31 protein-coding genes are annotated in these 25,723 nt (G+C 33.6%); 28 read left to right on the top strand and 3 right to left on the bottom strand.

From position 1 onward, the window contains the following. Window positions 1-53: 53 nt before the first annotated feature. The 5 genes from BKH42_RS05690 to BKH42_RS05670 all read left to right on the top strand — a co-directional run bounded on the left by BKH42_RS05690 (window position 54) and on the right by BKH42_RS05670 (window position 3,612). Window positions 54-263 (top strand): hypothetical protein, encoded by a 210-nt coding sequence (locus BKH42_RS05690; RefSeq protein WP_095295659.1) that lies wholly within the window; start codon window positions 54-56, stop codon window positions 261-263. Window positions 264-326: 63 nt separating this feature from the next. Further along, window positions 327-527, top strand: a complete 201-nt coding sequence (locus tag BKH42_RS05685; protein WP_095295658.1) for a flagellar biosynthesis anti-sigma factor FlgM — start codon at window positions 327-329, stop codon at window positions 525-527. Between the two features lie 56 nt (window positions 528-583). After that, window positions 584-1,012, top strand: a complete 429-nt coding sequence (locus BKH42_RS05680) for a hypothetical protein (protein ID WP_095295657.1) — start codon at window positions 584-586, stop codon at window positions 1,010-1,012. Between the two features lie 9 nt (window positions 1,013-1,021). Then, on the top strand, window positions 1,022-2,842 hold the full coding sequence (gene flgK / locus BKH42_RS05675) for a flagellar hook-associated protein FlgK (protein WP_095295656.1): 1,821 nt from the start codon (window positions 1,022-1,024) through the stop codon (window positions 2,840-2,842). Beyond that, a complete protein-coding gene (locus BKH42_RS05670) occupies window positions 2,839-3,612 on the top strand; it encodes a TIGR02757 family protein (RefSeq protein WP_095295655.1) in 774 nt (257 codons plus the stop codon). The genes flgK and BKH42_RS05670 overlap by 4 nt, the downstream gene beginning before the upstream one ends. Window positions 3,613-3,689: 77 nt before the next feature. Here BKH42_RS05670 and gatC read toward each other — a convergent pair whose 3' ends face one another. Beyond that, window positions 3,690-3,977, bottom strand: coding sequence for an Asp-tRNA(Asn)/Glu-tRNA(Gln) amidotransferase subunit GatC (gene gatC / locus BKH42_RS05665; protein WP_095295654.1), 288 nt, complete (start codon window positions 3,975-3,977; stop codon window positions 3,690-3,692). A 245-nt stretch (window positions 3,978-4,222) separates the two neighbouring features. Here gatC and BKH42_RS05660 point away from each other — a divergent pair, with 245 nt between their 5' ends. From BKH42_RS05660 to BKH42_RS05605, 13 genes are all read left to right on the top strand, one after another. Next, the gene (locus tag BKH42_RS05660) at window positions 4,223-5,608 is read left to right on the top strand and encodes a 3-deoxy-7-phosphoheptulonate synthase class II (protein WP_095295653.1); all 1,386 of its coding nucleotides are present in this window, start codon (window positions 4,223-4,225) and stop codon (window positions 5,606-5,608) included. A 50-nt stretch (window positions 5,609-5,658) separates the two neighbouring features. Beyond that, the gene (locus BKH42_RS09860) at window positions 5,659-5,787 is read left to right on the top strand and encodes a hypothetical protein (RefSeq protein ID WP_257874276.1); all 129 of its coding nucleotides are present in this window, start codon (window positions 5,659-5,661) and stop codon (window positions 5,785-5,787) included. A gap of 189 nt (window positions 5,788-5,976) precedes the next feature. Further along, window positions 5,977-8,043: a carbon starvation CstA family protein gene (locus BKH42_RS05655; protein WP_095295652.1), complete on the top strand. Its 2,067-nt coding sequence runs from the start codon at window positions 5,977-5,979 to the stop codon at window positions 8,041-8,043. A gap of 1 nt (window position 8,044) precedes the next feature. After that, window positions 8,045-8,245: a KCU-star family selenoprotein gene (gene kcuS / locus BKH42_RS05650; RefSeq protein ID WP_095295651.1), complete on the top strand. Its 201-nt coding sequence runs from the start codon at window positions 8,045-8,047 to the stop codon at window positions 8,243-8,245. 187 nt (window positions 8,246-8,432) lie between these two features. After that, a complete protein-coding gene (locus BKH42_RS05645) occupies window positions 8,433-9,191 on the top strand; it encodes a gluconate 2-dehydrogenase subunit 3 family protein (RefSeq protein ID WP_095295650.1) in 759 nt (252 codons plus the stop codon). A gap of 1 nt (window position 9,192) precedes the next feature. Continuing rightward, entirely contained in the window at window positions 9,193-10,905 is a 1,713-nt protein-coding gene (locus BKH42_RS05640) for a GMC family oxidoreductase (RefSeq protein ID WP_095295649.1), read from the top strand. A 120-nt stretch (window positions 10,906-11,025) separates the two neighbouring features. Beyond that, the gene (locus BKH42_RS05635) at window positions 11,026-11,919 is read left to right on the top strand and encodes a decaprenyl-phosphate phosphoribosyltransferase (RefSeq protein WP_257874275.1); all 894 of its coding nucleotides are present in this window, start codon (window positions 11,026-11,028) and stop codon (window positions 11,917-11,919) included. 56 nt (window positions 11,920-11,975) lie between these two features. Continuing rightward, window positions 11,976-13,130: a hypothetical protein gene (locus BKH42_RS05630; RefSeq protein WP_143428570.1), complete on the top strand. Its 1,155-nt coding sequence runs from the start codon at window positions 11,976-11,978 to the stop codon at window positions 13,128-13,130. Beyond that, on the top strand, window positions 13,127-14,647 hold the full coding sequence (locus tag BKH42_RS05625) for a DUF6056 family protein (RefSeq protein WP_095295647.1): 1,521 nt from the start codon (window positions 13,127-13,129) through the stop codon (window positions 14,645-14,647). Before BKH42_RS05630 ends, BKH42_RS05625 begins: the two co-directional genes overlap by 4 nt. An 11-nt stretch (window positions 14,648-14,658) precedes the next feature. After that, window positions 14,659-15,021, top strand: coding sequence for an EamA family transporter (locus BKH42_RS05620; protein ID WP_095295646.1), 363 nt, complete (start codon window positions 14,659-14,661; stop codon window positions 15,019-15,021). Between the two features lie 2 nt (window positions 15,022-15,023). After that, the gene (locus BKH42_RS05615; protein WP_095295645.1) at window positions 15,024-15,998 is read left to right on the top strand and encodes an NAD(P)-dependent oxidoreductase; all 975 of its coding nucleotides are present in this window, start codon (window positions 15,024-15,026) and stop codon (window positions 15,996-15,998) included. A gap of 1 nt (window position 15,999) precedes the next feature. Then, window positions 16,000-16,596 (top strand): HAD family hydrolase, encoded by a 597-nt coding sequence (locus BKH42_RS05610; protein WP_095295670.1) that lies wholly within the window; start codon window positions 16,000-16,002, stop codon window positions 16,594-16,596. 137 nt (window positions 16,597-16,733) lie between these two features. Beyond that, window positions 16,734-17,771 carry an aspartate-semialdehyde dehydrogenase gene (locus BKH42_RS05605; protein ID WP_095295644.1) on the top strand — a complete coding sequence of 346 codons (1,038 nt, stop codon included), beginning with the start codon at window positions 16,734-16,736 and terminating at the stop codon, window positions 17,769-17,771. On the opposite strand, the gene BKH42_RS05600 is transcribed toward BKH42_RS05605, so the two are convergent. After that, window positions 17,749-18,246: a DUF2147 domain-containing protein gene (locus BKH42_RS05600; RefSeq protein WP_095295643.1), complete on the bottom strand. Its 498-nt coding sequence runs from the start codon at window positions 18,244-18,246 to the stop codon at window positions 17,749-17,751. The genes BKH42_RS05605 and BKH42_RS05600 overlap by 23 nt on opposite strands. Window positions 18,247-18,253: 7 nt before the next feature. Further along, a complete protein-coding gene (locus tag BKH42_RS05595) occupies window positions 18,254-18,769 on the bottom strand; it encodes a YhcH/YjgK/YiaL family protein (protein ID WP_095295642.1) in 516 nt (171 codons plus the stop codon). Between the two features lie 149 nt (window positions 18,770-18,918). On the opposite strand from BKH42_RS05595, the gene BKH42_RS05590 reads away from it, so the two are divergent. The 10 genes from BKH42_RS05590 to BKH42_RS05545 all read left to right on the top strand — a co-directional run bounded on the left by BKH42_RS05590 (window position 18,919) and on the right by BKH42_RS05545 (window position 25,705). After that, window positions 18,919-19,662, top strand: a complete 744-nt coding sequence (locus BKH42_RS05590; RefSeq protein ID WP_257874274.1) for a DUF3943 domain-containing protein — start codon at window positions 18,919-18,921, stop codon at window positions 19,660-19,662. 61 nt (window positions 19,663-19,723) lie between these two features. Then, on the top strand, window positions 19,724-20,329 hold the full coding sequence (ribA, locus tag BKH42_RS05585; RefSeq protein WP_095295641.1) for a GTP cyclohydrolase II: 606 nt from the start codon (window positions 19,724-19,726) through the stop codon (window positions 20,327-20,329). After that, window positions 20,329-21,585 carry a molybdopterin molybdotransferase MoeA gene (locus BKH42_RS05580; protein WP_095295640.1) on the top strand — a complete coding sequence of 419 codons (1,257 nt, stop codon included), beginning with the start codon at window positions 20,329-20,331 and terminating at the stop codon, window positions 21,583-21,585. Before ribA ends, BKH42_RS05580 begins: the two co-directional genes overlap by 1 nt. Then, entirely contained in the window at window positions 21,585-21,806 is a 222-nt protein-coding gene (locus BKH42_RS05575; RefSeq protein WP_095295639.1) for a MoaD/ThiS family protein, read from the top strand. Before BKH42_RS05580 ends, BKH42_RS05575 begins: the two co-directional genes overlap by 1 nt. Before the next feature lie 3 nt (window positions 21,807-21,809). Further along, window positions 21,810-22,247, top strand: a complete 438-nt coding sequence (locus BKH42_RS05570; protein WP_095295638.1) for a molybdenum cofactor biosynthesis protein MoaE — start codon at window positions 21,810-21,812, stop codon at window positions 22,245-22,247. After that, window positions 22,247-22,738 (top strand): molybdopterin-guanine dinucleotide biosynthesis protein B, encoded by a 492-nt coding sequence (gene mobB, locus BKH42_RS05565; protein ID WP_095295637.1) that lies wholly within the window; start codon window positions 22,247-22,249, stop codon window positions 22,736-22,738. Before BKH42_RS05570 ends, mobB begins: the two co-directional genes overlap by 1 nt. Then, window positions 22,731-23,261: a molybdopterin adenylyltransferase gene (mog, locus tag BKH42_RS05560; protein WP_095295636.1), complete on the top strand. Its 531-nt coding sequence runs from the start codon at window positions 22,731-22,733 to the stop codon at window positions 23,259-23,261. The genes mobB and mog overlap by 8 nt, the downstream gene beginning before the upstream one ends. 32 nt (window positions 23,262-23,293) lie before the next feature. Beyond that, a complete protein-coding gene (gene moaC / locus BKH42_RS05555; RefSeq protein ID WP_095295635.1) occupies window positions 23,294-23,767 on the top strand; it encodes a cyclic pyranopterin monophosphate synthase MoaC in 474 nt (157 codons plus the stop codon). Between the two features lie 169 nt (window positions 23,768-23,936). Beyond that, window positions 23,937-24,545 (top strand): phosphoribosylglycinamide formyltransferase, encoded by a 609-nt coding sequence (gene purN, locus BKH42_RS05550; protein WP_095295634.1) that lies wholly within the window; start codon window positions 23,937-23,939, stop codon window positions 24,543-24,545. Continuing rightward, window positions 24,545-25,705: a cation:proton antiporter gene (locus BKH42_RS05545; protein ID WP_095295633.1), complete on the top strand. Its 1,161-nt coding sequence runs from the start codon at window positions 24,545-24,547 to the stop codon at window positions 25,703-25,705. Before purN ends, BKH42_RS05545 begins: the two co-directional genes overlap by 1 nt. Window positions 25,706-25,723: the final 18 nt, after the last annotated feature.

Raw genomic sequence — 25,723 nt, 5'->3', positions numbered from 1 at the left:
AAAAAAAACGAATATGCTGTGCTTAAAGACACACTAGATGAGGGTATATAAAAATGAAATTTAAAAGATTTGATTTTAGAACTTGGCTTTTTCCGAGCGTTTGTTTTGGTTTGTTTTGTTATGCGATGGTGTTTGTTTTTATTTATACCTATTCATCCAATGAAGATGCATCGCTTTTTGGTAGCACTAAAAGCTCTACAAGTGTCACAGATGTGTCAAAATTTAGAGAAGAGATGATGAAGCAGATCAAAAAAATAAATTAAAGCATTAACTATTATTGCCGATGTAGTTTGTGCAAATAAATTTTATATCTTAGGAGATTTTAAATGATAAGTCCTATAGCAACTAGCAATAGCCATTTGGTTGCCAATGAGAATAAAAAATATTCAGAAGGCATTAAGCCTAAAGATACCCCCGAAGTTGAAGATAAAGCAACTCAAATTAAAGAATCTATGAAAAATGGCACTTATAGGGTTGATATCCAGAAAACTTCAGAAAAAATGGCACTAAATTTGCTTAATCTATAAATATAATACAATACTCCTTCTTTGGGGGTATTATTAAATATTTTAGGATTAAAAATATGCTTCATAATTACCTCAGAGGTGCTGTTTGTGACCTTGAAAATCTCATAGAATTGACTTCTTTAGATGTTGAAGACATTAGGATTGCTAATCATAATAGTATTTTTGATCGTAATGGATCAAAACAGCAACTTATCAAAGCTTTTGAAGCAAAGAAGAATCTTATTGATCAAGAGATGTTGAATTTAAAAAATCAATTTCCCAATAAAACTCTTTCGGAGTTGATTGATGAAGAAGCTGGGGTATTGTTAGCTCAAATGAGAAAAAATCTTGAAGAGCTTAAAAACCTCAATACGAGCTATGCTAGGATTGTGTTTGCAGTCTCAGAGTTTTATAATTCCTTGATTGAAAAAATCATTCCACATGAAGCATCTGATTATAATGGAAACAAAACTCCTCGAAGTAATTTTTTGAAAGTTCAGGCATAAGGAAGCACGATGGGTGGAATTTTATCTTCTTTGAATACTTCTTATAGCGGACTTCAGGCTCATCAATTGATGGTAGATGTCACGGGAAACAATATCTCTAATGCAAGTGATGAATTTTATAGCAGACAGAGAGTTATTGCTAGGCCTGAAAAACCTATTGAATATCAAAATAAAAGTATTGGTAGAGGAGTGGATGTCCAATCAGTAGAACGGATACATAATGAATTTGTATTTTCTCGTTATTCTAAAGCTTCTGAAGATAATGAATTTTATAATACTGATTTTAGTGCTCTTAAGGAAGCCTCCGCTTATTTTCCAGATATAGATGGAGTAGGAATATATAATGATTTGCAAGAGTATTTCAATGGCTGGAAAGATCTTGCAAAAAATGGAAAAGATCCCGCTCAAAAACAAGTTTTAGCTAAGAGTGCAGAAGTTCTTACCCATAATATCAGGGATACTCGAAATAAACTTTTAATGTTGCAACAAAAAAGTAGTGAAGAGTTAGAGAGCACTATAAAAGAGGTTAATAATTTAGCCTCTCAAATTGCTGAGATTAATAAACGTCTTAGGGAAACAGAAGATCCTAAAATATTCAAACAAGCCAACGAGCTCCGTGATAGAAGAGATGAACTTGAGTTTCATTTAAGAGAACTTATTGGAGGAAATGTATTTAAGAATAATATCAGAACGAATGCGCTTAATGATAAAAAAACAGCGGATTTTGATGATGGATATGTGCTTAATATCGCTAATGGATTCAATATTGTAGATGGTACTATTTTTCATCCTTTAGTTCTTGAGAAACAGAATAATTCCGCACATCTTAATCGTATATATTTTCGTGGATATGATTTTAAAGATGTGGATATTACAGACAAAATAAATCAAGGTAAAGCAGGAGCATTGATAGGGCTCTATAACACTGGATATGATGGAACAAAAACAGGAAAACTTCAAAATTATATCAATCTTTTAGATTCTTTTGCTAAAGGTTTTATTGAAGCGACTAATTCTATTTATGCTCAGAGTGCCGCACACGAGGTTGAAGGCCGACAGGTTGAATTTGAAGATATTGAAGCACTAAAAGACACCAACTATAATATAAAAAATGGCACCATTGATCTTATTGCCTACAATACAGATGGAAAAGAGATTGCAAAAAAAACTATTGCTATCACTGATGTCACTACGATGAAAGACATCATCACACAGATAAACGCAAACACAGATGATAATCACGACAATAATGACACAAATGACTTTGATGATTATTTCAAGGCTTTTTTTGACAACAAAACCAAAAAATTCTATATTCAAGCAAAAGAGCCTTCAAAAGGTTTTTATGTTTCCCTCAAAGATAATGGCACAAACTTTACAGGTGCACTTGGAGTGAATCCATTTTTTGAGGGCGAGAGTGCTCAGAATATACGAATCAATAGCAAATATAAAAAAGATCCCACTTATATAAGACCTTGGTTAGCACCAATAAATGGAAATTTTGATGTCGCCAATATGATGCAACAGCTACAGTATGAAAAGGTTGATTTTTATAACAATAAGCTTGAAATCAATCAAATGAAATTGAGTGAGTTTTATCAATATCTCAATGGTAAGGTTGCTACTGATACTCAAAAATCTCAAGAAACTCTTGATACTAAAAAATCAGTCTTTGAGGCAATCAAAAAAGAACATTTGGCAATATCTCAAGTTAGTATAGATGAAGAAATGGTCAATCTTATTAAATTTCAGGGTGGGTATGCAGCCAATGCCAAAGTTATAACCGCAATTGATAGGATGATAGACACACTCCTTAGCATCAAACAATGAGAGGATTAAAAGCCTTATTAGATGAACACTATGCTATTAAGAATAATTTCAATGAAATTACATTAGAAAATCCCGATCCTCTTTTGGTGGTGCGAAAATATGTAAATGATGAGTTTTTTGAAGAAATTTCCTTGATTTGTGCTTTGCTTTCTTATGGAAATGTGAAGCAGATTGTTCGGATACTTGATAGTTTAGATTTTTCATTGCTCAAAACATCTGTTTCTCAAATTCAAAAACAAACCTTTCCTTTTTATCGATTTCAGAGTTCAGATGATATTAAAAATCTATTCATAGTTTTTTATCAAATCATCAATGATAAGAGGATTAAAGCTCTTGTTTTTGAGGGTTATGCAAAAAATAAAAATATATTGGAAGGCATATACTTAGCAATCAATAAAATTTCCACAATGCTTGAAAAGTCCAATCTTAAAACAAGAGGCTTAGAGTTTCTCATTGGAAGGGTTTGCACAAAACTTAAGGGGAGCTCTCCTTTAAAGCGTTGGAATATGTATCTTAGGTGGATGGTAAGAAAAGATAATTTGGATTTTGGAAGATGGGAAGAAATCAATAAGGCGGATTTGATTCTTCCCTTAGATACTCATACTTTTAAGGTATCACACAAGCTAAAACTATTAGATAGAAAGAGTTATGATCTCTATTCTGCTTTGCTTATCACACAATCACTCAAAAAATTTGATGCGTCCGATCCGATTAAATACGACTTCGCACTTTATCGATTGGGGCAATCACAAGAATACAAAAAGCTTTAAACATTATTTGATGATCAGTAGGTGGCATACTCAAATTTTCTAAATCAAGTTTTCAAACAAATTAAATTTTGCAAGGATTACTCAATAATCTTTGGCACGATAAAATAACCATCTTTTGAATTTGGGGCATTTTTGAGAATATTTTCAGGGATCTCAGGATTATTTTCTTTATTATCTTCTCTGAGTGGAGTTTTGAGATTTTTGCTTTCAAGTTCAATCCCCTCTAAATCCAAACTAGAAATATTATCTACAAATCCTAAAACATCACTGAGATCTTTTCTTATCTCTTCCTTTTTGGCTTCATCAATCTTTATCATTCCTAATTTTTCGAGCTTTTCAAGCAATTTATCATCAAGCGTTACCATCATTTACCTTATTTATTTGTGCTTATTTTATGAGGGTATTGTACCAAAAATTCGATCAATGACGTGATAAAACCAATTCGTTTTGGGATGATAGAATTAGTTTTTTTGAAGATATTTTTGAGAGATGAGGTATTTAGAATAATAAATTACTAGAATTTTTATCATACGCTTAAGTATTTGAAAATTTATTGATAAGTTTAGGATAGAATGCAACCGTTTTTAGCAACAAAATGGAGCAATTTTAGATGATAACAAATCCACCATCCTCTCATCAAAATAAACAATGGAGTCCTGATTCTTGGAGAAATTTTCCCATCAGGCAAAACCCTATTTATAATAATGCAAAAGAACTTCAGGAAGTTGAAGCAGAGCTTGCGAGTTACCCTCCGCTTGTTTTTGCAGGGGAGGCTAGAAATCTTAAAGAACGTTTTAAGGAAGCCTCTAAAGGAAGAGCATTTTTGCTTCAGGGAGGGGATTGTGCAGAAGGATTTTCTCAATTTAATGGCATCAATATACGTGATATGTTTAAAGTAATTATTCAGATGGGAGCCATACTTACTTTTGCTGGGAGTTGTCCGATAGTAAAGGTTGGACGTTTAGCAGGACAGTTTGCCAAACCCAGATCTTCTGATACTGAAGTGATTGATGGAATAGAACTTCCTAGTTATCGTGGTGATATGATAAATGGAATTGAATTTGATCCTCTCTCTAGGACTCCAGATCCTAAAAGAATGTTACGAGCCTATCATCAAAGTGCGGCTACGCTGAATTTGATACGGGCTTTTGCACAAGGAGGAATGGCGGATCTAAATGAGGTTCATAGATGGAATTTAAGTTTTGTAAAAAATAATGATTTTGGAAAAAAATACGAAGAACTTGCAGATCGTATTACTCAAACACTTGGTTTTATGAAGGCCTGTGGCATCAATACAGAAAATACACCCATTTTAAAAGAAACTGAATTTTATACAAGCCATGAGGCTTTATTACTCAACTATGAAGAAAAACTTGTGCGTCAAGATAGTTTGAGTGGAGATTGGTATGGCTGTTCTGCTCATATGCTTTGGATTGGAGAAAGAACAAGGGGATTACAAGAAGCACATTTGGAGTTCTTGCGTGGAGTTAAAAATCCTGTGGGGGTAAAAATAGGACCCAATGTTACAAAAGGTGATATTATGGGGATTTGTAATTTACTCAATCCTGAAAACGAAGAAGGCAGATTGAATCTTATCGTGCGTATGGGGGCGGATATAATTGATGAAAAATTTCCAAAATTACTCAAATCACTCAAAGGTGAGGGTAGGGAAATTTTATGGAGTTCTGATCCTATGCATGGGAATACTATTAAAGCAAGTTCGGGATATAAAACTAGGGTTTTTGATAGTGTGCTTAGTGAGGTAAAAAGTTTTTTTGAAATACACAAAGCAGAGGGAAGCCACGCAGGTGGAGTGCATTTGGAGATGACAGGACAAGATGTCACTGAATGTGTTGGAGGTTCTCAAGAGATCACAGAAGCAGGGTTGGGTTGTAACTATAATACTCAATGTGACCCTAGATTGAATGCTACTCAGGCCATTGAACTTGCATTTTTGATAGCAGATATCTTGAAAAATAGAAAAATTTCAAAGTAAGTGCATTTTAGATATAATTACAGGGTAGCTAAACATTTAAAGGAGAGATTATGTTAAAAGCTTTTGTTGTAATGAGTATCGTAGCAGTAATATTTTTAGGTTGTGCCCTAGAAGAAAAAAACACTGAAAAAGCTCCTACATCAAGTGAGGAAACTACTTGGGTGCCTGAGCAAAAATAATTTCATTTCAGGATGGTTTCATTTTAGGATTCTATCCTGGAGGTTATTTCTTTCTTATTCTTTCTAAAATTGTCACTTTTTTTCCAAAAATCCCTTTATTGTGTTTCTAATTTACCTAGAAATCATTCCAAATAATGTTTTTATGCACTATCATAATCTTCCTCAAATAAGATTTTTCAAGGAAGATGAATGAATAAAGTTTTTTGGTATGTATTTTGGGCTTTTGTTGCCATTCTTGGTGCTTTTTGTTTTGGCGTACTTTCGCTTAATGAAGGTGAGAGTATCAGTGCGATTTGGTTGGTGGTTGCGAGTGTTTGTATCTATAGTATTGGCTATCGTTTTTATAGTAAATTTATTGCTTATAGAATATTGGGGCTTGATGATGCTAGAGCTACTCCTGCGGTGGTAAATAATGATGGTAGAGATTTTGTTCCCACTCACAAAATTGTTTTATTCGGACATCATTTTGCTGCTATTGCTGGGGCAGGGCCGCTTGTAGGACCAATACTTGCTGCTCAGATGGGGTATCTTCCTAGTATGATTTGGATATTGGTTGGAGGGGTTCTTGCTGGATCAGTTCATGATTTTGTTGTTTTGTTTATCTCTGTAAGACGAAATGGTAAATCATTGGGCGAGATGATAAAAGATGAGATGGGTAAAATCACAGGATTTTTTGCAATGCTTGGAACTTTTGGGATTATGCTTATTATCATTGCAATTTTAGCTATGGTAGTTGTGAAAGCTCTAGCAGATAGTCCTTGGGGATTTTTTACAATTGCTATGACAATTCCAATAGCTATTTTAATGGGAATTTATATGAGATTTATACGTCCAGGGAGAGTTGGAGAAACTTCCATAATAGGATTTATTCTTTTGATGGTAGCTCTTTATTTTGGGCGTCATATTGCTTCTGATCCTGTTTTGGCAAGTTTTTTTACTTTTGATGCCCCTACACTTGCTATGATGATGATAGCTTATGGTTTTGTGGCAGCTATTTTGCCCGTGTGGTTTCTTTTGGCGCCACGTGATTATTTGAGTACGTTTTTGAAGATTGGCGTGATTATAGCGATGGGACTTGCTATTTTGTATGTGGCTCCTCCTATACAGATGCCAAAACTCACTCAATATCTTGATGGGAGTGGTCCTGTATTTGCTGGAAGTTTGTTTCCATTTTTATTTATTACCATTGCGTGTGGTGCTATTAGCGGTTTTCACGCATTAATTTCTTCTGGCACTACGCCTAAGATGATAGAGAAAGAATCTCATATTAGAATAGTGGGATATGGATCGATGATTATGGAATCAGGAGTTGCAATTATGGCACTTATTGCCGCTACTATCTTGCATCCTGGATTATATTTTGCCATCAATTCACCTGAAATCAGTATCGGTAAAGATGTTCTTTTGGCCACACAAACTATCTCTAGCTGGGGGTTTGAAATCTCTGCACAAGAAATCAATGATATCACTCAAAATATTGGCGAACAGAGTATTTTGAGTCGAACAGGAGGAGCACCTACTTTTGCTATTGGCTTAGCATTGATTATCCATCAGATTATTGGCGGAACACAGATGATGGGGTTTTGGTATCACTTTGCTATTTTATTTGAAGCTTTATTTATCCTTACTGCTGTAGATGCAGGTACTAGAACTTGTCGTTTTATGGTTCAAGACATCTTGGGAAATATTTATAAACCCTTTGGCAATACTCATTCGTATTTTGCAGGGGTTATTGCTACAGCTTTATGTGTGGCGGGTTGGGGATATTTTCTTTATCAAGGAGCCATTGATCCAAAAGGGGGCATATACACTCTTTGGCCACTTTTTGGTGTTAGCAATCAAATGCTTGCGAGTATGGCATTATTGCTTGTGAGTGCCATATTATTCAAAATGGGCAAAGGTAAATATGCTTGGGTGAGTTTTTTTCCTTGTGTTTTTGTTCTTGTTGCGACATTTTATGCAGGAATCCAAAAGGTTCTCCCTGCAACTGGAAATGTATTAAGTGATAGCGTGAGTCATATTGCCATAGCTCAAAATCTTTCCGCTAAGCTCTCAAGCATAAGTGATCCTGCTCAAATTTCAGCCATTCATAGTGCTATCACAAGCAATGTTATTAATGCAGTTTTATGCATATTTTTTATGCTTGTAACTATCCTAGTGATTTTTTCTTGTTTGCGAATTTGCATTTCTTCATTCAGGGGCATAAGTGAGGTCAAACCTAGTTTATGTGAATCCCCATACGTAAAAGTTTCCTAAAATGGGATTTTTATCTAAAATTCAAAAAGCTTATAGGAAGTCCGATCGTTTTTTTCATCTTTTGGTTGGACTTCCAAGTTATGATAAATATATTGAGTATATGGAAAAATTTCATCCAGATAAGATACCCAAAACCCAAAAAGAATTTTTTATAGATGTTCAGGAATCTAGATATGGAAAAGATGGGTCAAAAAAATGTTGATAAAACTTAAAGGATGCGGTTGTATCATACAATGTTAAGTCTTTCTGGTTTATTTTTTCACTTGAATTTAGACTTATTTTAGCATTATGGATAAAAATTTTCCCTTATATATCTAAATTAAATTTTCTATTGTTGGTATTTTTGGATTACAATCAGAATGTATCAAAATAATCACAAGGAAGATAATATGAATAAAAAAAATGAACTTTTGAGTAGAAGAAACTTTTTTAAAACTTCTACTCTAGCAGCAGGAGCTGTTTTGGGCGGAGGTGTTTTTGCTAGTACTTTCTCAGGTTGTGATGATTCTAAAGGGGATCGTTCATCTATGAAGGCATCCCATCATAATAATATTGCCCAAGAATCTCAAGCTAGAGGGAGAATGTTTTTTACCAAAGATATAGATTTTGCTGTTTTATCAGCTAGTTGTGAGCGAATATTTCCAAAAGATGATTTGGGAGCTGGTGCTATAGAGCTTGGTGTGCCATATTTTATAGATAACGAACTTGCAGGTGCTTATGGCTATAATGCTAGGGAATACATGCAAGGACCTTTTGAAAACGGCACTTCAACACAAGGGTATCAAACTCCTATGATTCGCAGAGATATTTTCCTAGAGGGAGTAAAAACCATAGAAAAACAAGCAATACATCATTATAAAAAGAGTTTTGTAGATTTAGATAGTAAAGATCAAGATTTGATTCTTAAAGATTTTGAAGCTGATAAGGTTTCTATGAAGGGTGTTTTATCAAGTTATTTCTTTTCTCTTTTGCGGGAAATGACTCTTGCTGGAGTTTATGCAGATCCCATTTATAGCGGTAATGACAAAATGCAAGGATGGAAAATGAAGGAATTTCCAGGAGCTCAGATGTCTTATCTTGCATTTGTTGCAGATGATAAATTTCAAAAACTCTCGCCTATTTCATTGGCCGATATGCAAGGAAAATAAAATGGCAAAAATATTAAAAAAAGTGGATGTATTGACAGTGGGTGTTGGCTGGACAGGTGGTATTGTAGCTGCTGAATGTGCAAAAGCAGGATTAAAAGTTGTTGGATTAGAGCGTGGCGATATGAGAAGCACTGAAGATTTTGTGCAAGTGCATGATGAATGGCGTTATGCCGTGAATTATGCTTTGATGCAAGATCTTTCTAAAGAAACTGTAACTTTTAGAAACTCTCCTAAACAAAAAGCTCTTCCTATGAGGAAATTAGGTTCTTTTTTGCTTGGAGATAATCTTGGAGGTGCAGGAGTTCATTGGAATGGTTGGACATATCGATTTTTTCCTTATGATTTTGAGATCAAAACAATGACCGAAAAACGTTATGGTAAAAATAAGCTTTCAAAAGATTATTTGATTCAAGATTGGGGGATTACTTATGATGAAATGGAACCTTATTTTGATAGATTTGAAAAAACAGCAGGAGTTTCAGGAGAAGCAAAAAATCCATTTTCTGGAAAAAGGTCAAATGGTTATCCTCAGCCTCCCTTAAAAAATACTCCTATTCTTTCAAAATTTGAACAGGCAACAACAAAAATGGGTTACAATCCCTACAGAATGCCTGCTTCAAATAGCTCAGGGAGCTATACTAATCCTGATGGAGAAGTTTTAAATCCTTGCCAGTATTGTGCTTTTTGTGAAAGATTTGGTTGTGAATATGGTGCTAAAGCAAGTCCTATTGTTACGGTTATTCCCACAGCATTAAAAACAGGTAATTATGAAATCAGATGCAATGCAAATGTCATAGAGATTCTTAAAAAGGGTGATAAAGTTATCGGAGTGAAGTATGTTGATACCAAGACTTTGGAGGAATATATACAACCTGCTGATATTGTTGTATTGAGTAGCTTTGTGCTTAATAATGCCAAGCTATTGATGGTCTCCAAGATAGGAGAGCAATATGATCCTAAGACACGTAAGGGAACTTTGGGTAAGAACTATTGTTATCAATTAAATCCTGGAACAACAGCATTTTTTGATGAGCAATTCAATGTTTTTATGGGATCTGGAGCTCTAGGAACGAATATAGATGATTTTAATGGAGATAATTTCGATCACTCTAGTTTGGATTTTATTCATGGAGCTTTAGTGTATGGTCTTCAAAGTGGTGCTAGACCTATTTTGAGTAATCCTGTTCCTGCTGGAACTCCTTCTTGGGGAAGTGAATTCAAAAAAGCCTCTGTGCATAATTATACTCGTGCGATATCAGTAGGTGGGCAAGGTGCTTCAATGCCTTTTTATCAAAATTACTTGTCTTTAGATCCTACCTATAAAGATGCTTATGGAGTTCCATTACTGAGAATGACTTATAATTTTACCGATCAAGATAGGGCACTTTTTAAGTTTATCACCAAGCAAACAGAGGCAATTGTAAAAGCGATGAATCCAAAATCAATTGTTTCTGCTAGTCAAATTGTTGATTATAGCGTTATCCCTTATCAATCAACGCATAATGTCGGAGGCACTATAATGGGGGCAGATCCAAAAACTAGTGTGGTGAATAAGTATTTGCAGCATTGGGATATGGAAAACCTCTTTGTGGTTGGTGCTGGAAATTTTGCTCATAATAGTGGATATAATCCCACTGGAACTGCAGGCGCATTGGCATATCGATGTGCTGAAGGCATCATCAAATATCATAAAAAAGGTGGGAGCTTGATATAGTTTTTAGAAGGGTTTTTAACCCTTCTGTTTGATTTTATTTTTGTTTTTAAGTGAAATGATTTAATGAACTATTTTTCTTATTTAAGTTATTTTTAGGCATACTGCTAGGAAAAATAGATAATGGGGTGGGTTTTAGTGAGTATCCTTAACATTTTTTATCTAATGAGGTTTCACCAGTATATCAAAAATCTTTTTATTTTTCTTCCAGCGTTTTTTAGCTTCCGATTCTTTGATGAGGGTTCTATAATAAATTCTCTATTTGCTTTTATATGTTTTTGTTTTTGTGCAAGTGCGATTTATATCATCAATGATATTGTTGATGCACCTTCAGATCGTATTCATCCTAGCAAAAGAAATCGCCCCATAGCTAGTGGAAAAATAAAACCCAAAGTAGCGTTATTGATTGCATTGGCACTTTTGTTCATTGCTGTGGGTGGTTTGCTATGGCTACTTTCTAATGTGATTTTACCTGTTGTCATCTATATTGTGATTAATTTATTTTATAGCTTCAAGTTCAAACATATTCCTATCATTGATGTTTTTATTATTGCTAGTGGTTTTGTGATACGACTATTTGTTGGAGCTTTAAGTATCAATGTTCCATTATCTGAATGGATTATTGTGATGACATTTTTATTGGCATTGTTTTTGGCCTTAGCAAAAAGACGCGATGATGTGATTTTGTATGAAAATAGTGGTGAAAAAATGCGTAAAGTTATTGATGGATACAATCGTCAATTTTTAGACATTGCTATGGCTATCAGTGCTTCTGTTGTGATGATTGCTTATATCTTATGGAGTATTTCCCCAGAAGTGAAATTAAGACTCCATAGTGATTATTTGTATCTCACGAGTATATTTGTCTTGGCAGGAATTTTTAGATATATGCAAGTGACTTTTGTGGAACAAAAAAGTGGCAATCCTAGCAAGATAATATTACAAGATAGATTTTTGCAAAGTGTTATTTTGTGCTGGTTAATTGGTTTTTGGATATTGATGTATATGGGAAATTAAAATATTTTTTATAAATGGATATTAAGATGGAGTTGCTAGATAGAATAAAGATATTGATGCTATATTTATTTGATAAATATAAATTATTATTCATTATTATTTTTGTATTTATTGCAAGTAAAAGTGTTTATCAAAGTGTGGTGTTGTCTATTCATGGTAGTGTAGATATGCAATGGTATCCTGCGACTCAATATTGGGGATTAGGAAATTTTATTCATTCTATCAATCCTTATCTTGCATCTTTAAGTGGTGATACTTTTATGGCTCAAGATCCAAACTATGCACCGATGCTTTATGTTTTAATGTATCCATTTGCTTTGATGGATTTTGAGAATGCCAAAATATTTTTTGCTATTTTCAGTGTTATATGTTTCTTCGGTACGATGTTCTTATTTTATAAAAAAATCAATCTAGCCTTTTTGCTTCTTGTGAGTATTTTTGTTTTGTTTGGTTATACATTTGGCAATGTGATTGCAAATGGCCAAGTTGCTATTATTCTTGGTTTTTTTCTTGCACTAGGCTATATGTATCGAAAGAATTGGCTTATTTTAACTATATGTTTGAGTATTTTATTCACTAAATATTCCTTTGGAATCCCTATATTGATAGGATTTTTTCTAGCAGGATATATAAAAGAAGTGATTTTTGCAGGGATTATTAATCTTGTTTTTGTGATTTTATTTGCATTGCAATTTGATATTACCATATGGGAATCTTTGATTCTGCCTTTGAAGGTGTCATCACAGGCTACTGGAGTTGGCCCTTCGGACTTGATGAGTTTATCTAGGAGTTTATTTGATGGGAGCTTTTTTTCATTTTCAAATCCCTTTTTATGGGTGATTACACTCATATATTGTGCTTATATTTGGATATGTTTGAGAATTCCCCCCCCCCCAGCGAGAATCATTGCTTCTTCTATACTGTTATCGTTAGGAACCTTTTATCACTTGGGATATGATCAGTATATGTTTTTTATAGCCATATTGTTTGCAAAATTTTGTCTTAAAAGCACCTATTATTCGATGTGTTTTTTGGTAATATTAGCATTGTTTTTTTGGATTGGTTCTAGGATTCAAAATTTTCTTCCAGATGGATATCATTGGGCAATGAATATGGGATCTATTTTTTGTTTTGTTGGGAGTGTGATGATTTTAATATCATCGTTTTGGCTACTTTTTTTAGATAGAAATAAAAAGGAATTAATGAAATGAATATGCAAAAACAAAAAGAGAGTGATTATTTTGTTTTAGGTAGTGTATTGTATCTATTTTTGTTTTTATTTACCGTAAATATGTTGTTTCCTCCTCAGAGTGATGATTTTGATGCTTACTATCAAGCTTTAAATGGTCTAGATAGTGCTATAAGGTCTTATCTTAGTTGGAATTCAAGGTTTGGTGATTTTATATACGTAGGATTTTTAGCAAAATATAATGGAAGCATTTATTTTGATATTTTGCTTGCGGGTTTAGAGACAGGATTTTTTCTTGCTTTTTTTATACTTGTATTTGGCAGATGGCCCAAATACAAACTTGATGCATTGGTTTTATTTTTAAGTTTATTTTTGATTCTTTTTTTTAGTGCTTTTGGTTCAGACTTTTTGTGGGGGAGTGGAGTTTTTAATAATCTTTTTTCTGTTTTGATGATTATATTATGCTTGATTCCCTATAGGATTTTTTGGAATTTATATTTTTTAGACAAAAAGATAGAAATGAAAAATTTCTCCTTTTTGGGTGTATTTCTCTTTTTTGTATTGAATTTTTTTGCTGGTTGGTGCACTGAGCTTGGAGGAATTATCACCATAATCGCTCAGATTTGTTTTTTATTTTTTGCCATTTTTATTGCTAAGATTAAACTTCCATCTTGGTACTATGCAGGAATTATAGGATTTTTGATAGGCTATTGTGTGCTATATTTTTCCCCTGGCCCAAGATTAAGAGCTGTATATTTTCCAGAGTTTTTAAGTATAGGAGATTTTTTAAGACTTTCTTTCATAGATAAAATCAAACGTTTTTCTCTTGCTATCAACGCTTATTATTCAAATACATTTGCGGTCTCTATTTTGAGTATATTCTTTTATTTTTTTGTTAAATTTTTGCAATCAAAAAGCCATAAGGTATTATTATGGTTAGGTTTTATTCTTTTTTGTGCTGCATTTTTAGTTTTTGGTAAGCATTTATCTCATACTTTATTTTTCTTTCTATCTTTTTTTGTGGTTTTGTTAGGATGTTTCTTTTTACGCAAAAATCAAAGTAAAGATTTAAAGTTTTTATTCATCGCTTTTTTGTTGTATTGTTTTTGGATTGTAGGTGGTTTTGCGTTGGTGCAGGTGCCAAATATTCCAAATCGAACAAGATTATTTAGCCATCTAATGTTATTTACCATAATGATTTTTTCTTTTATTAAGATATACCAATTGTTGCATTTTAAACACAGAAAATATGTGGCTTCTTTGGTTATATTCATGAGTGTGTCCTATAGTTTTTTTGTGCAAATACAATATCTCAAACATTCTATCAGATGGGAAAATATGCTTTCTTATATTGAGCAAGAAAAACTCAAAGGAAATAAACATATTATTGTAGATAGAAGAGTTTTTGAGAGTTCATATAAAAATTTTGGAGATTATGCCAATCCAGGCACAGATCCAAACAAGTGGCCTAATGGGGTGTATGCACATAAGTTTGGAGTGGATAGTTTTCAGATATCAGAAGATATACCCTCACATTAAAAGGATTTTAAATGATTAAATTTATTCCAATCATAATTTTTTCAGTGGCTTTGAATTCTTTTGCACAGATTTTTATTAAAAAAGGAATGATGAGTCTTGGTTCTTTGTCTTTGAATATGGATTTCATTCTTAGAGGATTGGGAAATATTTATCTTTGGCTTGGTATGGGTTGTTATGCTATCAGTATTCTTTCTTGGATGGTTGTGCTTTCAAAGGTGAATGTCAGCATCGCATATCCATTTTTGAGTCTAGGCTTCATCCTTTCAGCAATTATTGCTTATTATAGCTTTGGAGAGCCTTTAACATTTTATAAAATGATAGGGATAGCTTTTATTTGTGCGGGTTTGCTCTTCTTGAGTATTTCTAAAGGATAAAAATGCGTTATATCATCGTGGGTGGAGCGGGGTTTTTGGGTGAATATGTAGTGGATCTGATTTCTAAAAAATCTACAGGAATTCAGAGCGAGATTATTATATTAGATACTTTAAAGCCCAAAAAACTTCCCAATCAATCAAAGTTTTTTTGTGTTGATATTGCTAAAAAAATTGACTTTGAATTTCTAAGTGATGATAACGTGATCCATCTAGCCGCTAAACAATACCATTTAAAGCCACCTAGAAAAAACAGAAAGGAATATTTTTTTGATACCAATGTTTCAGGGACAAAAAATATTTTAGAGGCAATGGAAAAAAGAGGTTGCAATAAAATGATTTATTTCAGCACAGATATGGTTTATGGAAAACCTCAATACTTGCCTATTGATTCACATCATCCTAAAAATCCTTTTGGAGATTACGGTAAGAGTAAATTTGAATCTGAAAAGCTCTGTGAAGAATATCGAAAGAAGGGTTTTAATATAACTATCTTTCGCCCTCGCATGATAGTAGGGAAGGGTAGATTTGGAATTTTGATAAAATTATTCAAACTTATGGATATGGGATTGCCTATTCCTATGATTGGAAGCGGGAATAATTGCTATCAAATGGTGAGCGTTCTAGATTGTGCGAATGCGATTTATTTGGCATTGCAAAAAGGTATCCCTAATGCTGAATTTAATTTAGGGAGTAAAAATCCTCCAAAAGTAAAAGATCTACTCAGAAAAGTTATTTTACAGACGGGTTCAAAATCCTTACTGATACCAACTTATGGGAGATTTGTAAAATTTTGTTTGGGGTTTTTGGGATTTTTGGGGTTAGAAATTATGTATAAGGAACAGTATGAAATTGCCGATGAAGAATATATCGTAGATATTACAGAAACGCAAAATATCTTGGGTTGGGAACCATTGCAAGAAGATGGAGATATGCTCTTAGAAGCCTATGATGAATACAAGACTTCAAAAGAGAAATAAAATGAGAGAAAATATTGCTTTTTTTGATTTTGATGGCACCATGACTCACAAGGATAGCCTATTTTTATTTGTAAGGTTTTTGGTCGGAAAAAGGGGATTTTATTGGGGTATTTTCATTCATCTATATATTTTGCTTGGATATCTGATGGGTATATTAAAAAATTCTTATGCCAAAGAAAGATTGAGTGGTTATTTTTTCAAAGGATATGAATCTAAAGAATTTCTAGATAAATGTGAGAAATTTTTACCGATTTTAAAAACAACTCTAAAAGAATCTGCATTAAAAAAAATATACTGGCATAAAAAACAAGGACATAAGGTTGTCTTAGTGAGTGCGAGTTTTGAAGAATATCTCAGGCCTTTATGCGAAGAGCTAAAGATAGATTGCATAGGAACTATTTTGGAAATTACAAATGGAAGGCTAAGTGGGAAGTTTGCTAGTCTTAACTGTTATGGCAAGGAAAAGGTAAATAGAATTCAAAGCAAATATGTTTTGAAAGATTACACCCAGATTTATGCCTATGGGGATAGTGAGGGCGATAAAGAAATGCTAGAATTAGCACCTTTGGAAAATAGGTTTTACAAGTTTTTTAAATAAAATTCTATAAAAGACTTCATAATTTCATATTAGGTTGATACTAATTTTGTGATTATTTTGATAAAATTTAAGAATTTTAAAATGACACTAAAGGCTATATTTTATATTGAGAAGATACGCAAAAAGGTAGGATAGAGATGAAAAAATATGTTGTTGGAGTGGTAGGGGCTAGTGGTGCTGTCGGAGAAGAGCTATTTAGAGTTTTAGATGAGCAACATTTCCCTATCAAAAAGCTAGTACCTCTAGCTAGTATTCGTAGTGCTGGAGAAGAAATACAAGCATTTGGCGAAAATCACAAGATATTGGAAACCACTCATAACGTCTTTGAAAAAGAGGGGATAGAAATCGCATTTTTTTCAGCAGGAGGAAGTGTGAGTGCAGAATTTGTCCCTAGTGCAATTAAAGCTGGAGCACTTGTCATAGACAATACAAGTCATTTTCGGATGCAAGATGATGTTCCTCTCATCGTTCCTGAGGTGAATCCCAAAGATATACTGAAGTGCAAAGGTGCAGGGATTATTGCCAATCCGAATTGTTCTACCATTCAAATGGTGCAAGTTTTAGGACCTCTTCATAAGGCATTTGGAATTAAACGCGTGGATGTAAGTACTTATCAAGCAGTGAGTGGTGCGGGTAAAAAAGGGATGGAGGAGCTTGTGACCCAAATGCAAAAGTTTTTTGCATTTGAACTAGAAGAGTGTGAGCCACAAACTTTTCCACATCGGATAGCTCTTAATTTGATTCCACAAATTGATGTTTTTATGCCCAATGATTACACAAAAGAAGAGATGAAAATGGTCAATGAAACTCATAAGATTTTAGGAGCTGATTTTCCATTGAGTGCAACTTGTGTGAGAGTTCCTGTTTTGAGATCGCATAGTGAATCTATCAGTATAGCTTTTGAGCGTGAAGTCACAGCACAAATGGCAAGAGAAATTTTGGAAAAATCTGAGAATATTGTCGTCGTAGACACTCCTGCTGAGAAGCTTTATCCAATGCCTATTATTTCTATAGATACCGATGAAACTTATGTAGGGCGTATTAGAAATGATATTTATGATAAGAAAATATTACACTTGTGGTGCGTGGCAGATCAGTTACGTGTAGGGGCGGCAACAAATGCTGTGAGGATTGCCAAAAAATGGGTAGAATTTAAAGATCAAGCTCAGAAATAGTGTTTAAAACTTCATGAAAATTAGGTCTTTTGATACCCGCTTTTTCTATCTCATCTTGGGTTAGCTTTTTCCACAAAAAAGTTTTCCCTATATAGCCTGTTGAATCAATGCTGGAGCGAAAATCTAAATCTCCATTTTTTCTTTGGTGAATTTTGATATGGTAGGTTCTGCCATCATAAAAATTATACGCTTTGCCATATTTATAATTGTCTGCAGAAGTATGAACGAGTCCATATAAAAAAACCACTCCCTTATCACTTCGATTTCTAAGATATGGATTTGGGTTTTTAGAATCTTTTTTTGGTGGAGAATGATCTGTATTTTCTATGCCATAAGCATAATATTTACCATTAAATTCAAAGAACTCAACATAAGCACTCTTGAAGAGTAAAAAGGATTGGGATTGATAAATTCCCGCTAATTGATTTCCAAATACAGAATCTATAAAAAATAAAAATAAAAACAAATATTTCATTATTTTTCTACAGTTTTAATTTTACGATTGATTTTGGAACTTTGATCACAACTTTTGAAACATTTTCTTGTGTTTCATCCATACTGAGCCCTCCAGCGTGTACGTCGGTATCAAAGAAAATTCCTAGCATTCCTTCATGGAGTCTGAGCTTTGAGGTTTTGAGGCTTTTTTTATAAATAATCAGGTCTTTTTCTTCGTTATAGGGTGTTTTGATTTCAAAATCTGTTTTATCCCCGATTTCAAAAAATTCTACCCCCTTTATCACTAGTTGGAAATCTATATACTTGATATGGGTTTCATAGAATGCATCATCTGGATTTTTCAGAGGATAAGATTGGATTATGGCGAACATTCCACTGATTAAATCAATTTTGTTTTCTGTTTTTAATGGAGTATTTATGATGGCTTGATGAGTAGAATGATTTGGATTTGTCGCGTTCTGAAGATATTCGTATAGATATTTAAGATCATCTGTTTTTTGGAATAAATGCTCTAAAGAATGTAATTTTCCTATAATTGCCATCAATCTTCCTACTAGATAAAGAGTTACTTATTGTTTTTTGAATTCTAGATTGTACCATTTTATTTTAAATAATTGTATATGCAATCATTTAAAATACTAAGATAAAATCTTTGCTTTCAATAGCGATTTACTTTCGGAGAATTAAGAATTTGAATGTTTTAAAAACCCTAGCGATCCTGTGTATTTGTACAAGCCTGTTTGGCTCTTCGCTTGAAGAGACGCTTAAAAATCCTGAGTCAAGGCATTGGAATTTTCCTGCAAAACCTGATCAGCCAGGCAATCCTTATTATTACGTGCCTGATAGTAAGGGTAAATATCTAGGGACTAGTGCTGGAATATTGGGTGCGGGATTGTTTGTAGGCATTGCAGGTTTATACTTGATGCCTGAGAGCGTTACAAATTGGGATAGAGAAAGGTTTGGATTTAGGAGTTGGGTTCAAGATGTCCAAGTGGCTCCTGCTGTAGATGATGATAATTTTTGGCTCAATGGTGTTGCCCATCCATATTTTGGAGCTGTGTATTATCTCCAACCACGTAAAGCTGGTTATAGCTGGGCAGAGTCTGTGCTTTTTTCTTTTATCACTTCAGCTTTTTTTTGGGAATATGGTATTGAAGCTTTTGTTGAGATACCTAGTTGGCAGGATCTGATTTATACCCCTGCGATGGGTTCAATATTTGGAGAAATTTTTTATCAATTTACACGTTATATTCAGTCCAATAATGGCGAACTTTTTGGTTCTAGAGTTTTGGGTTATACGCTCATTGCGCTAATGGATCCTATAGGTTTTATCATTTCTGATCTTGGACTTGGAGAGCTTGTGGGCGTTAAAAATAAAAATAAAATCTTAACAGGTATTTCTCCAACAGGGGTAAGTTTTGCTTATCAATTTTAGGGTTTTCTAAAATCGATATTTTTCTTGATATAATCGCATAAAATGAATAAAAGGATATTTTTTGGAAAAATTTCAAGTTTCACAAAAGGCAAAGTTGCCTACCCGATTTGGGAATTTTTTTATACAATCATTTAGAGAATTTAAATTAGAAAAAGAGTGTGAATGTCCAGTAGAACATTTAGTTGTTTTTACAGATAAATTTTGCGATGCTCCACTTGTAAGAGTTCATTCTGAATGTCTCACTGGAGATGTATTTGGTTCTCACAAGTGCGATTGTGGTGGCGAACTTGCACTTGCGATGGAAAAAATAGCACAAGAACAAGAAAACGGGAAAGGCGGCATGTTGATATATTTGCGTCAAGAAGGTAGAGGAATTGGACTTTTTAATAAGGTGAATGCCTATGCCCTTCAAGATAAAGGTTATGATACTGTTGAGGCAAATGAAGCACTTGGATTTAAAAGTGACAATCGCAATTACTCGCTTGTGGGTGATATTTTTGAATACTATAAAATCAAAAAAATTCGCTTACTCACAAATAATCCTAAAAAAATTGAAGCGATGAGTAAATATGTTGAAGTCAGTAGGGACAGCATTGTTGTACCAAGTAATTGTTATAATGAAAAATATTTAGCCACCAAGAAAGCGAAATTAGGGCATTTATTGTAATGGAAAAAAATATTAGTTTTTACCAAGCATTGGATCTGGTATCCAAATCCAATATTGCACCAATGAGTGTTGAGAAGGTTATTTTTAGTGATTCTTTAGGTAGAGTTTTAGCTCAAGATATTGTTGCTAAAATTGATATGCCTAAGTTTCCTACTTCAAGCATGGATGGTTATGCTTTTTGTTTTGAGGACTTCCCCAAGCTTTTAAAAGAGGGGCTTGTTTTAGATGGCGATAATCCAGCAGGTGCGAATTTTGATTTTTCTTTAAAACCTGCTAGTGCTATCAAAACCTTTACGGGATCAAAAATGCCTAAAGGTTCAGATACGATTTTGTTAGTTGAGTATAGTGTCATTAGAGACAATAAGGTATTTTTATCCCAAGATGCCCCAGTAACCAAAAAAGGGCAGTGGGTGAGATGTATTGGAGAAAACTATTGCAAGGGAGATGTTTTACTCAAGAAAGGGAGTGCTATAGGGGCGTATGAAATTGGGCTTTTAGCAGATTTAAATCAAATTTTTGTAGAGGTTTTTAGAAAGCCAAAAGTTGCTATTTTGACAGGTGGTTCAGAGATAATAGAGGTTGGAGAACATAGGGAAAATGAAAATGTAATTTATAGCGTGAATAATCATCTGCTTAAAGCAATGGTGAGTTTAATGGGAGGAGAAGCAATTCTTTATCCCATAATACCCGATAATAAGGAAATTATAAGAGAGCTTATGTCTGAGGCACTGAGAGATTGTGATATTTTATTAAGCACAGGAGGTATGAGTATGGGAGATTATGATTTTACCCAAGAAGTACTTGCAGAGCTTTGTGAGGTGCTTTTTAAGGGTGTTAGAATCAAACCTGGTAAGCCTTTTACATATGCACTTTATCACCAAAATGGAAAAACAAAGTACTTATTAGGATTACCTGGATCGCCAAATTCGGCCGCCTTGAGTTTTTATTTATTTGGTAGTGTTGTTTTTGCTAGAATGCTTGGTATGAATTACCAGCATCAATTTTTGAAAGCAACTTTAACTGAAGATGTTCTTAGAAATGATAATAGAATGGAATTTCGAGTTTGTGATTTAGAGATTTTTAATGGCAAGTATCATGTAGGTTTTTCAAAAAAAAGAGCTTTTCAAAGTTCGGTCATAAACAATCTATGTGGTCAGAGTGCCCTTGTGGTTTTGCCAGAAAATGAAGGGAATCTATATAGTGGGCAGGAAGTTGATATAATTCTTTTCAGAAACTTTTTAATAGGAGGCATATAATGGTAAGTGTTGAGTTTTTAGGACCTATTGGTGAAAAAAAAATGGAGCTAGATGTAAAAAATTTGGTAGAGCTTAAAGAGAAATTAAATACAATTGAAAGTGTTCAAAAATGGCTTTCTATGAGTGCTTTAGCCATCAATGATGTTTTGGTAGAGGATATAAATACACCCTTAAAAGATGGTGATAAAGTTGTTATTTTGCCTCCTGTTTGTGGTGGTTAGAAAATGTTAGAGATCTATGAAGGTGCTTTGCCAACATATCAAATCTACCAAAAATGGGAATCACAAGCGAGAAATAGAAACTTTGGGGCATTTTGTGTTTTTACAGGGATTGTGAGAGAAGAATCTGGCATAGATGGACTTAGTTTTGATATTTATGAGCCACTTTTAAATAAATGGTTTTCTCATTGGCAAGAAAAAGTAAGCCATCAAGGGGTGATTTTGATGATGGCACATTCATTTGGAGATGTGAAAAATGGCGAAAGCTCATATATGTCAGCTGTTTTATGTGCTCATAGAAAATTTGCCTTAGAGGTTTATGAGGAGTTTATAGAGGATTTTAAGCATAATGCTCCAATTTGGAAATATGATCTCAAGGGCAATGAACGTATTTATGCATTCCATAGGAGTCATTATTTGAGTGGGAGTGGTATTTTAAGCTAATGAAGATAGTCGCATTTACTGGAAAAAGCAATAGCGGAAAAACCACATTAATTGAAAAAATTATCAAGATTTTATCTTCAGATTATTCTATAGGTGTTATAAAGCACGATCCTAAAAATAAAGCTCAAATTGATACTGAAGGTAAAGATAGCTATAAGTTTTTTCAAGCAGGTGCGGATGTTGTCCTTGCTTCACCAAGTAAAACAACGATGATTTTTCAAGATGTTTTGGATATGGATTTTTTATATAGAGTATTTTTTGATAAAGATTATGTTTTTATTGAAGGTCTCAAAGAACTTGAATTCCCTAGAATTTGTGTTGCAAGAGATGAGATAGAAGAAGAATATCTGTCTTATAGTGATGCTTTTGCACTAGATAAAGATACAAAAAATATTTCAATTCTTCCTGTAGGGGTTTGTGTGTTTGATGTAAATGACACTCAAGGAATCATTGGATGGATTGATAAAAATGCAAGGAAAATTGATGGATAAAATTAAAATCGGAATTGTCGTTACTAGCGATAGAGCATTTAATGGTATCTATGAAGATATTTCTGGAAAGGCAATTCAAGATGTTTTAAAAGAATATATACTCAATGAGTGCGAATATATTTATAGACTCATAGAAGATGAGCAAGATATAATTGAAAAAAATTTTATAGACTTGTGTGATATTCAAAACTGTGATCTGGTAGTTAGTACAGGAGGCACAGGACCAGCAAGTAGAGATGTTACCCCAGAAGCAACACAAAATGTATGCGAGAAAATGATGCCTGGTTTTGGGGAATTGATGCGTCAAACTAGCTTAAAATATGTCCCTACAGCTATTTTATCTAGACAAACCGCAGGTATTAGAAAGCAATCTTTAATTATTAACTTACCTGGGAAGCCAAAGAGTATAAAAGAATGTTTGGAGGCGGTATTTCCTGCTATTCCTTATTGTATAGATCTTATTGGTGGTAGATATATTAACGCAAATGAAGATAATATCAAGATTTTCCGCCCAAAGTCTTGATAGATAAAATCACATCTTGATAAGGAATTTAAATGCAACTCACTCATATTGATGAAAAAAATCGTCCAAAAATGGTAGATGTAGGTCAAAAAGATATAACCAAAAGAGAGGCTAAGGCAAGTGGTAAAATCACTATGAATAAGCAAGCCTATGAGGCTGTCATTTCACAAACGGGTAAAAAAGGACCTGTGTTGCAGACTGCAATCATTGCTGCAATTATGGGTGCGAAAAAGACAAGCGATATGATTCCAATGTGCCATCCATTGATGATAAATGGTGTTGATATCGACATTTCTCAAGATGATTTTTCTCATAGTTTTATTTTAACCTCTTGCGTAAAAACAGAAGGAAAGACTGGGGTTGAAATGGAGGCTTTAAGTAGTGTGAGTATAGGACTTTTGACGATTTATGATATGGTCAAAGCAATTGATAAATCAATGGTTATTAGCGATATCAAGCTAGAGTCTAAAAGTGGTGGGAAAAGCGGGGATTATTGTCTTCATTAAAGAAAAACCTATTGAATGAAAAAATCATGTACAAAACATCTCCAGAAGAAGTGTTTAAACAAAATAAGATATCAGTATCTTGATAGATTAATTGCATCAAACTAAATCTTATTATAAAAATATGCTAGAATTCTAGCTCATAAATAGAGCATCAAAAGGGTATGTGTATTTGAAAAAAATCAATCTTGTTATTCTTTTTAGTGGTAATGGAAGCAATATGGAAAACTTGATTGAATACTTCAATCATAACGAATTTTTAAGTGAAGATGCTAAAGAAAAAGTAGGTATTCAGATTTCTTGTGCAGTTACAAACAATCCCAATGCTTATGGCATTTCTAGATGCGAGGCTTTAGGGGTGAATTGCGAAATACTTCCTCATAAGGAGTTTGATTCAAGAGAAAAATTTGATGAGGCCTTGCTCACTCTTTTAAAAAAATATAATCCTGATGCTGTGATTTTGGCAGGTTTTATGAGAATATTATCTCCAGTCTTTACCTCTGTAATAAAATCTATCAATATACATCCTTCGCTTCTTCCAAAATATAAAGGAGCTAATGCGATCAAGGAAACCTATGAATCAGGCGATGAATTTGGTGGTGTTAGTGTTCATTGGGTTAGTGATATTTTAGATGGCGGGGAGATAATTTTACAAGATTATATTCCAAAAATTGCAGGGGAAAGTTTGGAAGCGTTTGAGGATAGAATACATAAATTAGAACATAACTTATATCCAACTGCCATATTAAAAGCATTGAATCTAACACGAGTGATTAAATAATGGAGAATCTAGTTACTTTTGCAATCATTACGATTTTGATAGTTTTTGCCCCATTTGTTAGTAAAATAACAAGGATTCCTATTGTCGTGGTTGAAATGATATTGGGAGCTTTGGCCTATTATCTGGGTGTTTTTAAGCATTCAGAGGCTTTTGATACTTTAGCTGAAGTAGGCTTTTTATTTTTGATGTTCTTGTGTGGTATGGAAGTTGATCTACGTGGATTCAAGCGTCTTGGAAAAAGATTTTTAAAAAGAGCGGGAGTTTATTTTTTAGTTTTATACGTTGTTGCGACTTCAGCAGTTTTGCTTTTAAAGCTTCCACCTATTTATATTGCTGCTTTTCCTGTGATGAGCTTGGGAATGATTATGGCACTCATTAAAGATTATGGCAAAAATATGCCTTGGCTTGATCTTGCATTGAAGGTTGGGATTATTGGAGAGCTTGTCAGTATCGCTGTTTTGGTTATTATCAATGGGGCTTATTCTTATGGACTCACCATTGATCTTTATAGAACTTTAGCGGTTTTATTATTATTTATACTCGTGATTGTGGGCGTATTTCAGATGGGTAAAATATTATTTTGGTGGTTTCCAAATCTAAAATTATTTATTATGCCTTATGATGATGCCAACAATCAGGATATTCGTTTTAGCATGATGCTGTTTTTTGTTTTGATTGTTATTGTTATTTGGCTAGGGTTAGAAAGTGTTTTAGGTGCATTTTTAGCGGGTATGATTGTAGCTACTTTTTTCCCTTATAAGCACGAACTCATAGATAAACTTAATGATATTGGGTTTGGCTTTTTTGTCCCATTATTTTTTATACACGTAGGCACAACACTTGATCTTGCTTTGATTATCCATACCCCAGCTTTAATGTTGCACGGAATCTTTATTGTAATAGCAATGATAAGTTTGAGATTGGTATCTGCTACGATTGCTTTTAGGACATATTTTAAGAGTACAAAAAACACTGTTTTGTTTGCATTGAGCGATTCAATGCCTTTGACATTTTTAGTCGCGACTGCAGCGTTGGGGTTACAACTTAAGGCAATGGATCAAAGTACGTATTATTCATTTTTGCTTGCAGCTATCTTTGAAGGAATTATCTTCACGATTCTTATCAAGGTCGTTTATAATTTATGGAAAATTAAAAAATAATTAAGATTTGATGTGAGA

Origin of the sequence: Helicobacter sp. 13S00482-2 (assembly GCF_002272795.1) — a bacterium.
Lineage (GTDB): Bacteria > Campylobacterota > Campylobacteria > Campylobacterales > Helicobacteraceae > Helicobacter_J.
The sequence above is the reverse complement of the archived record's forward strand: the minus strand, read 5'-3'. Positions and strand labels throughout refer to the sequence as shown.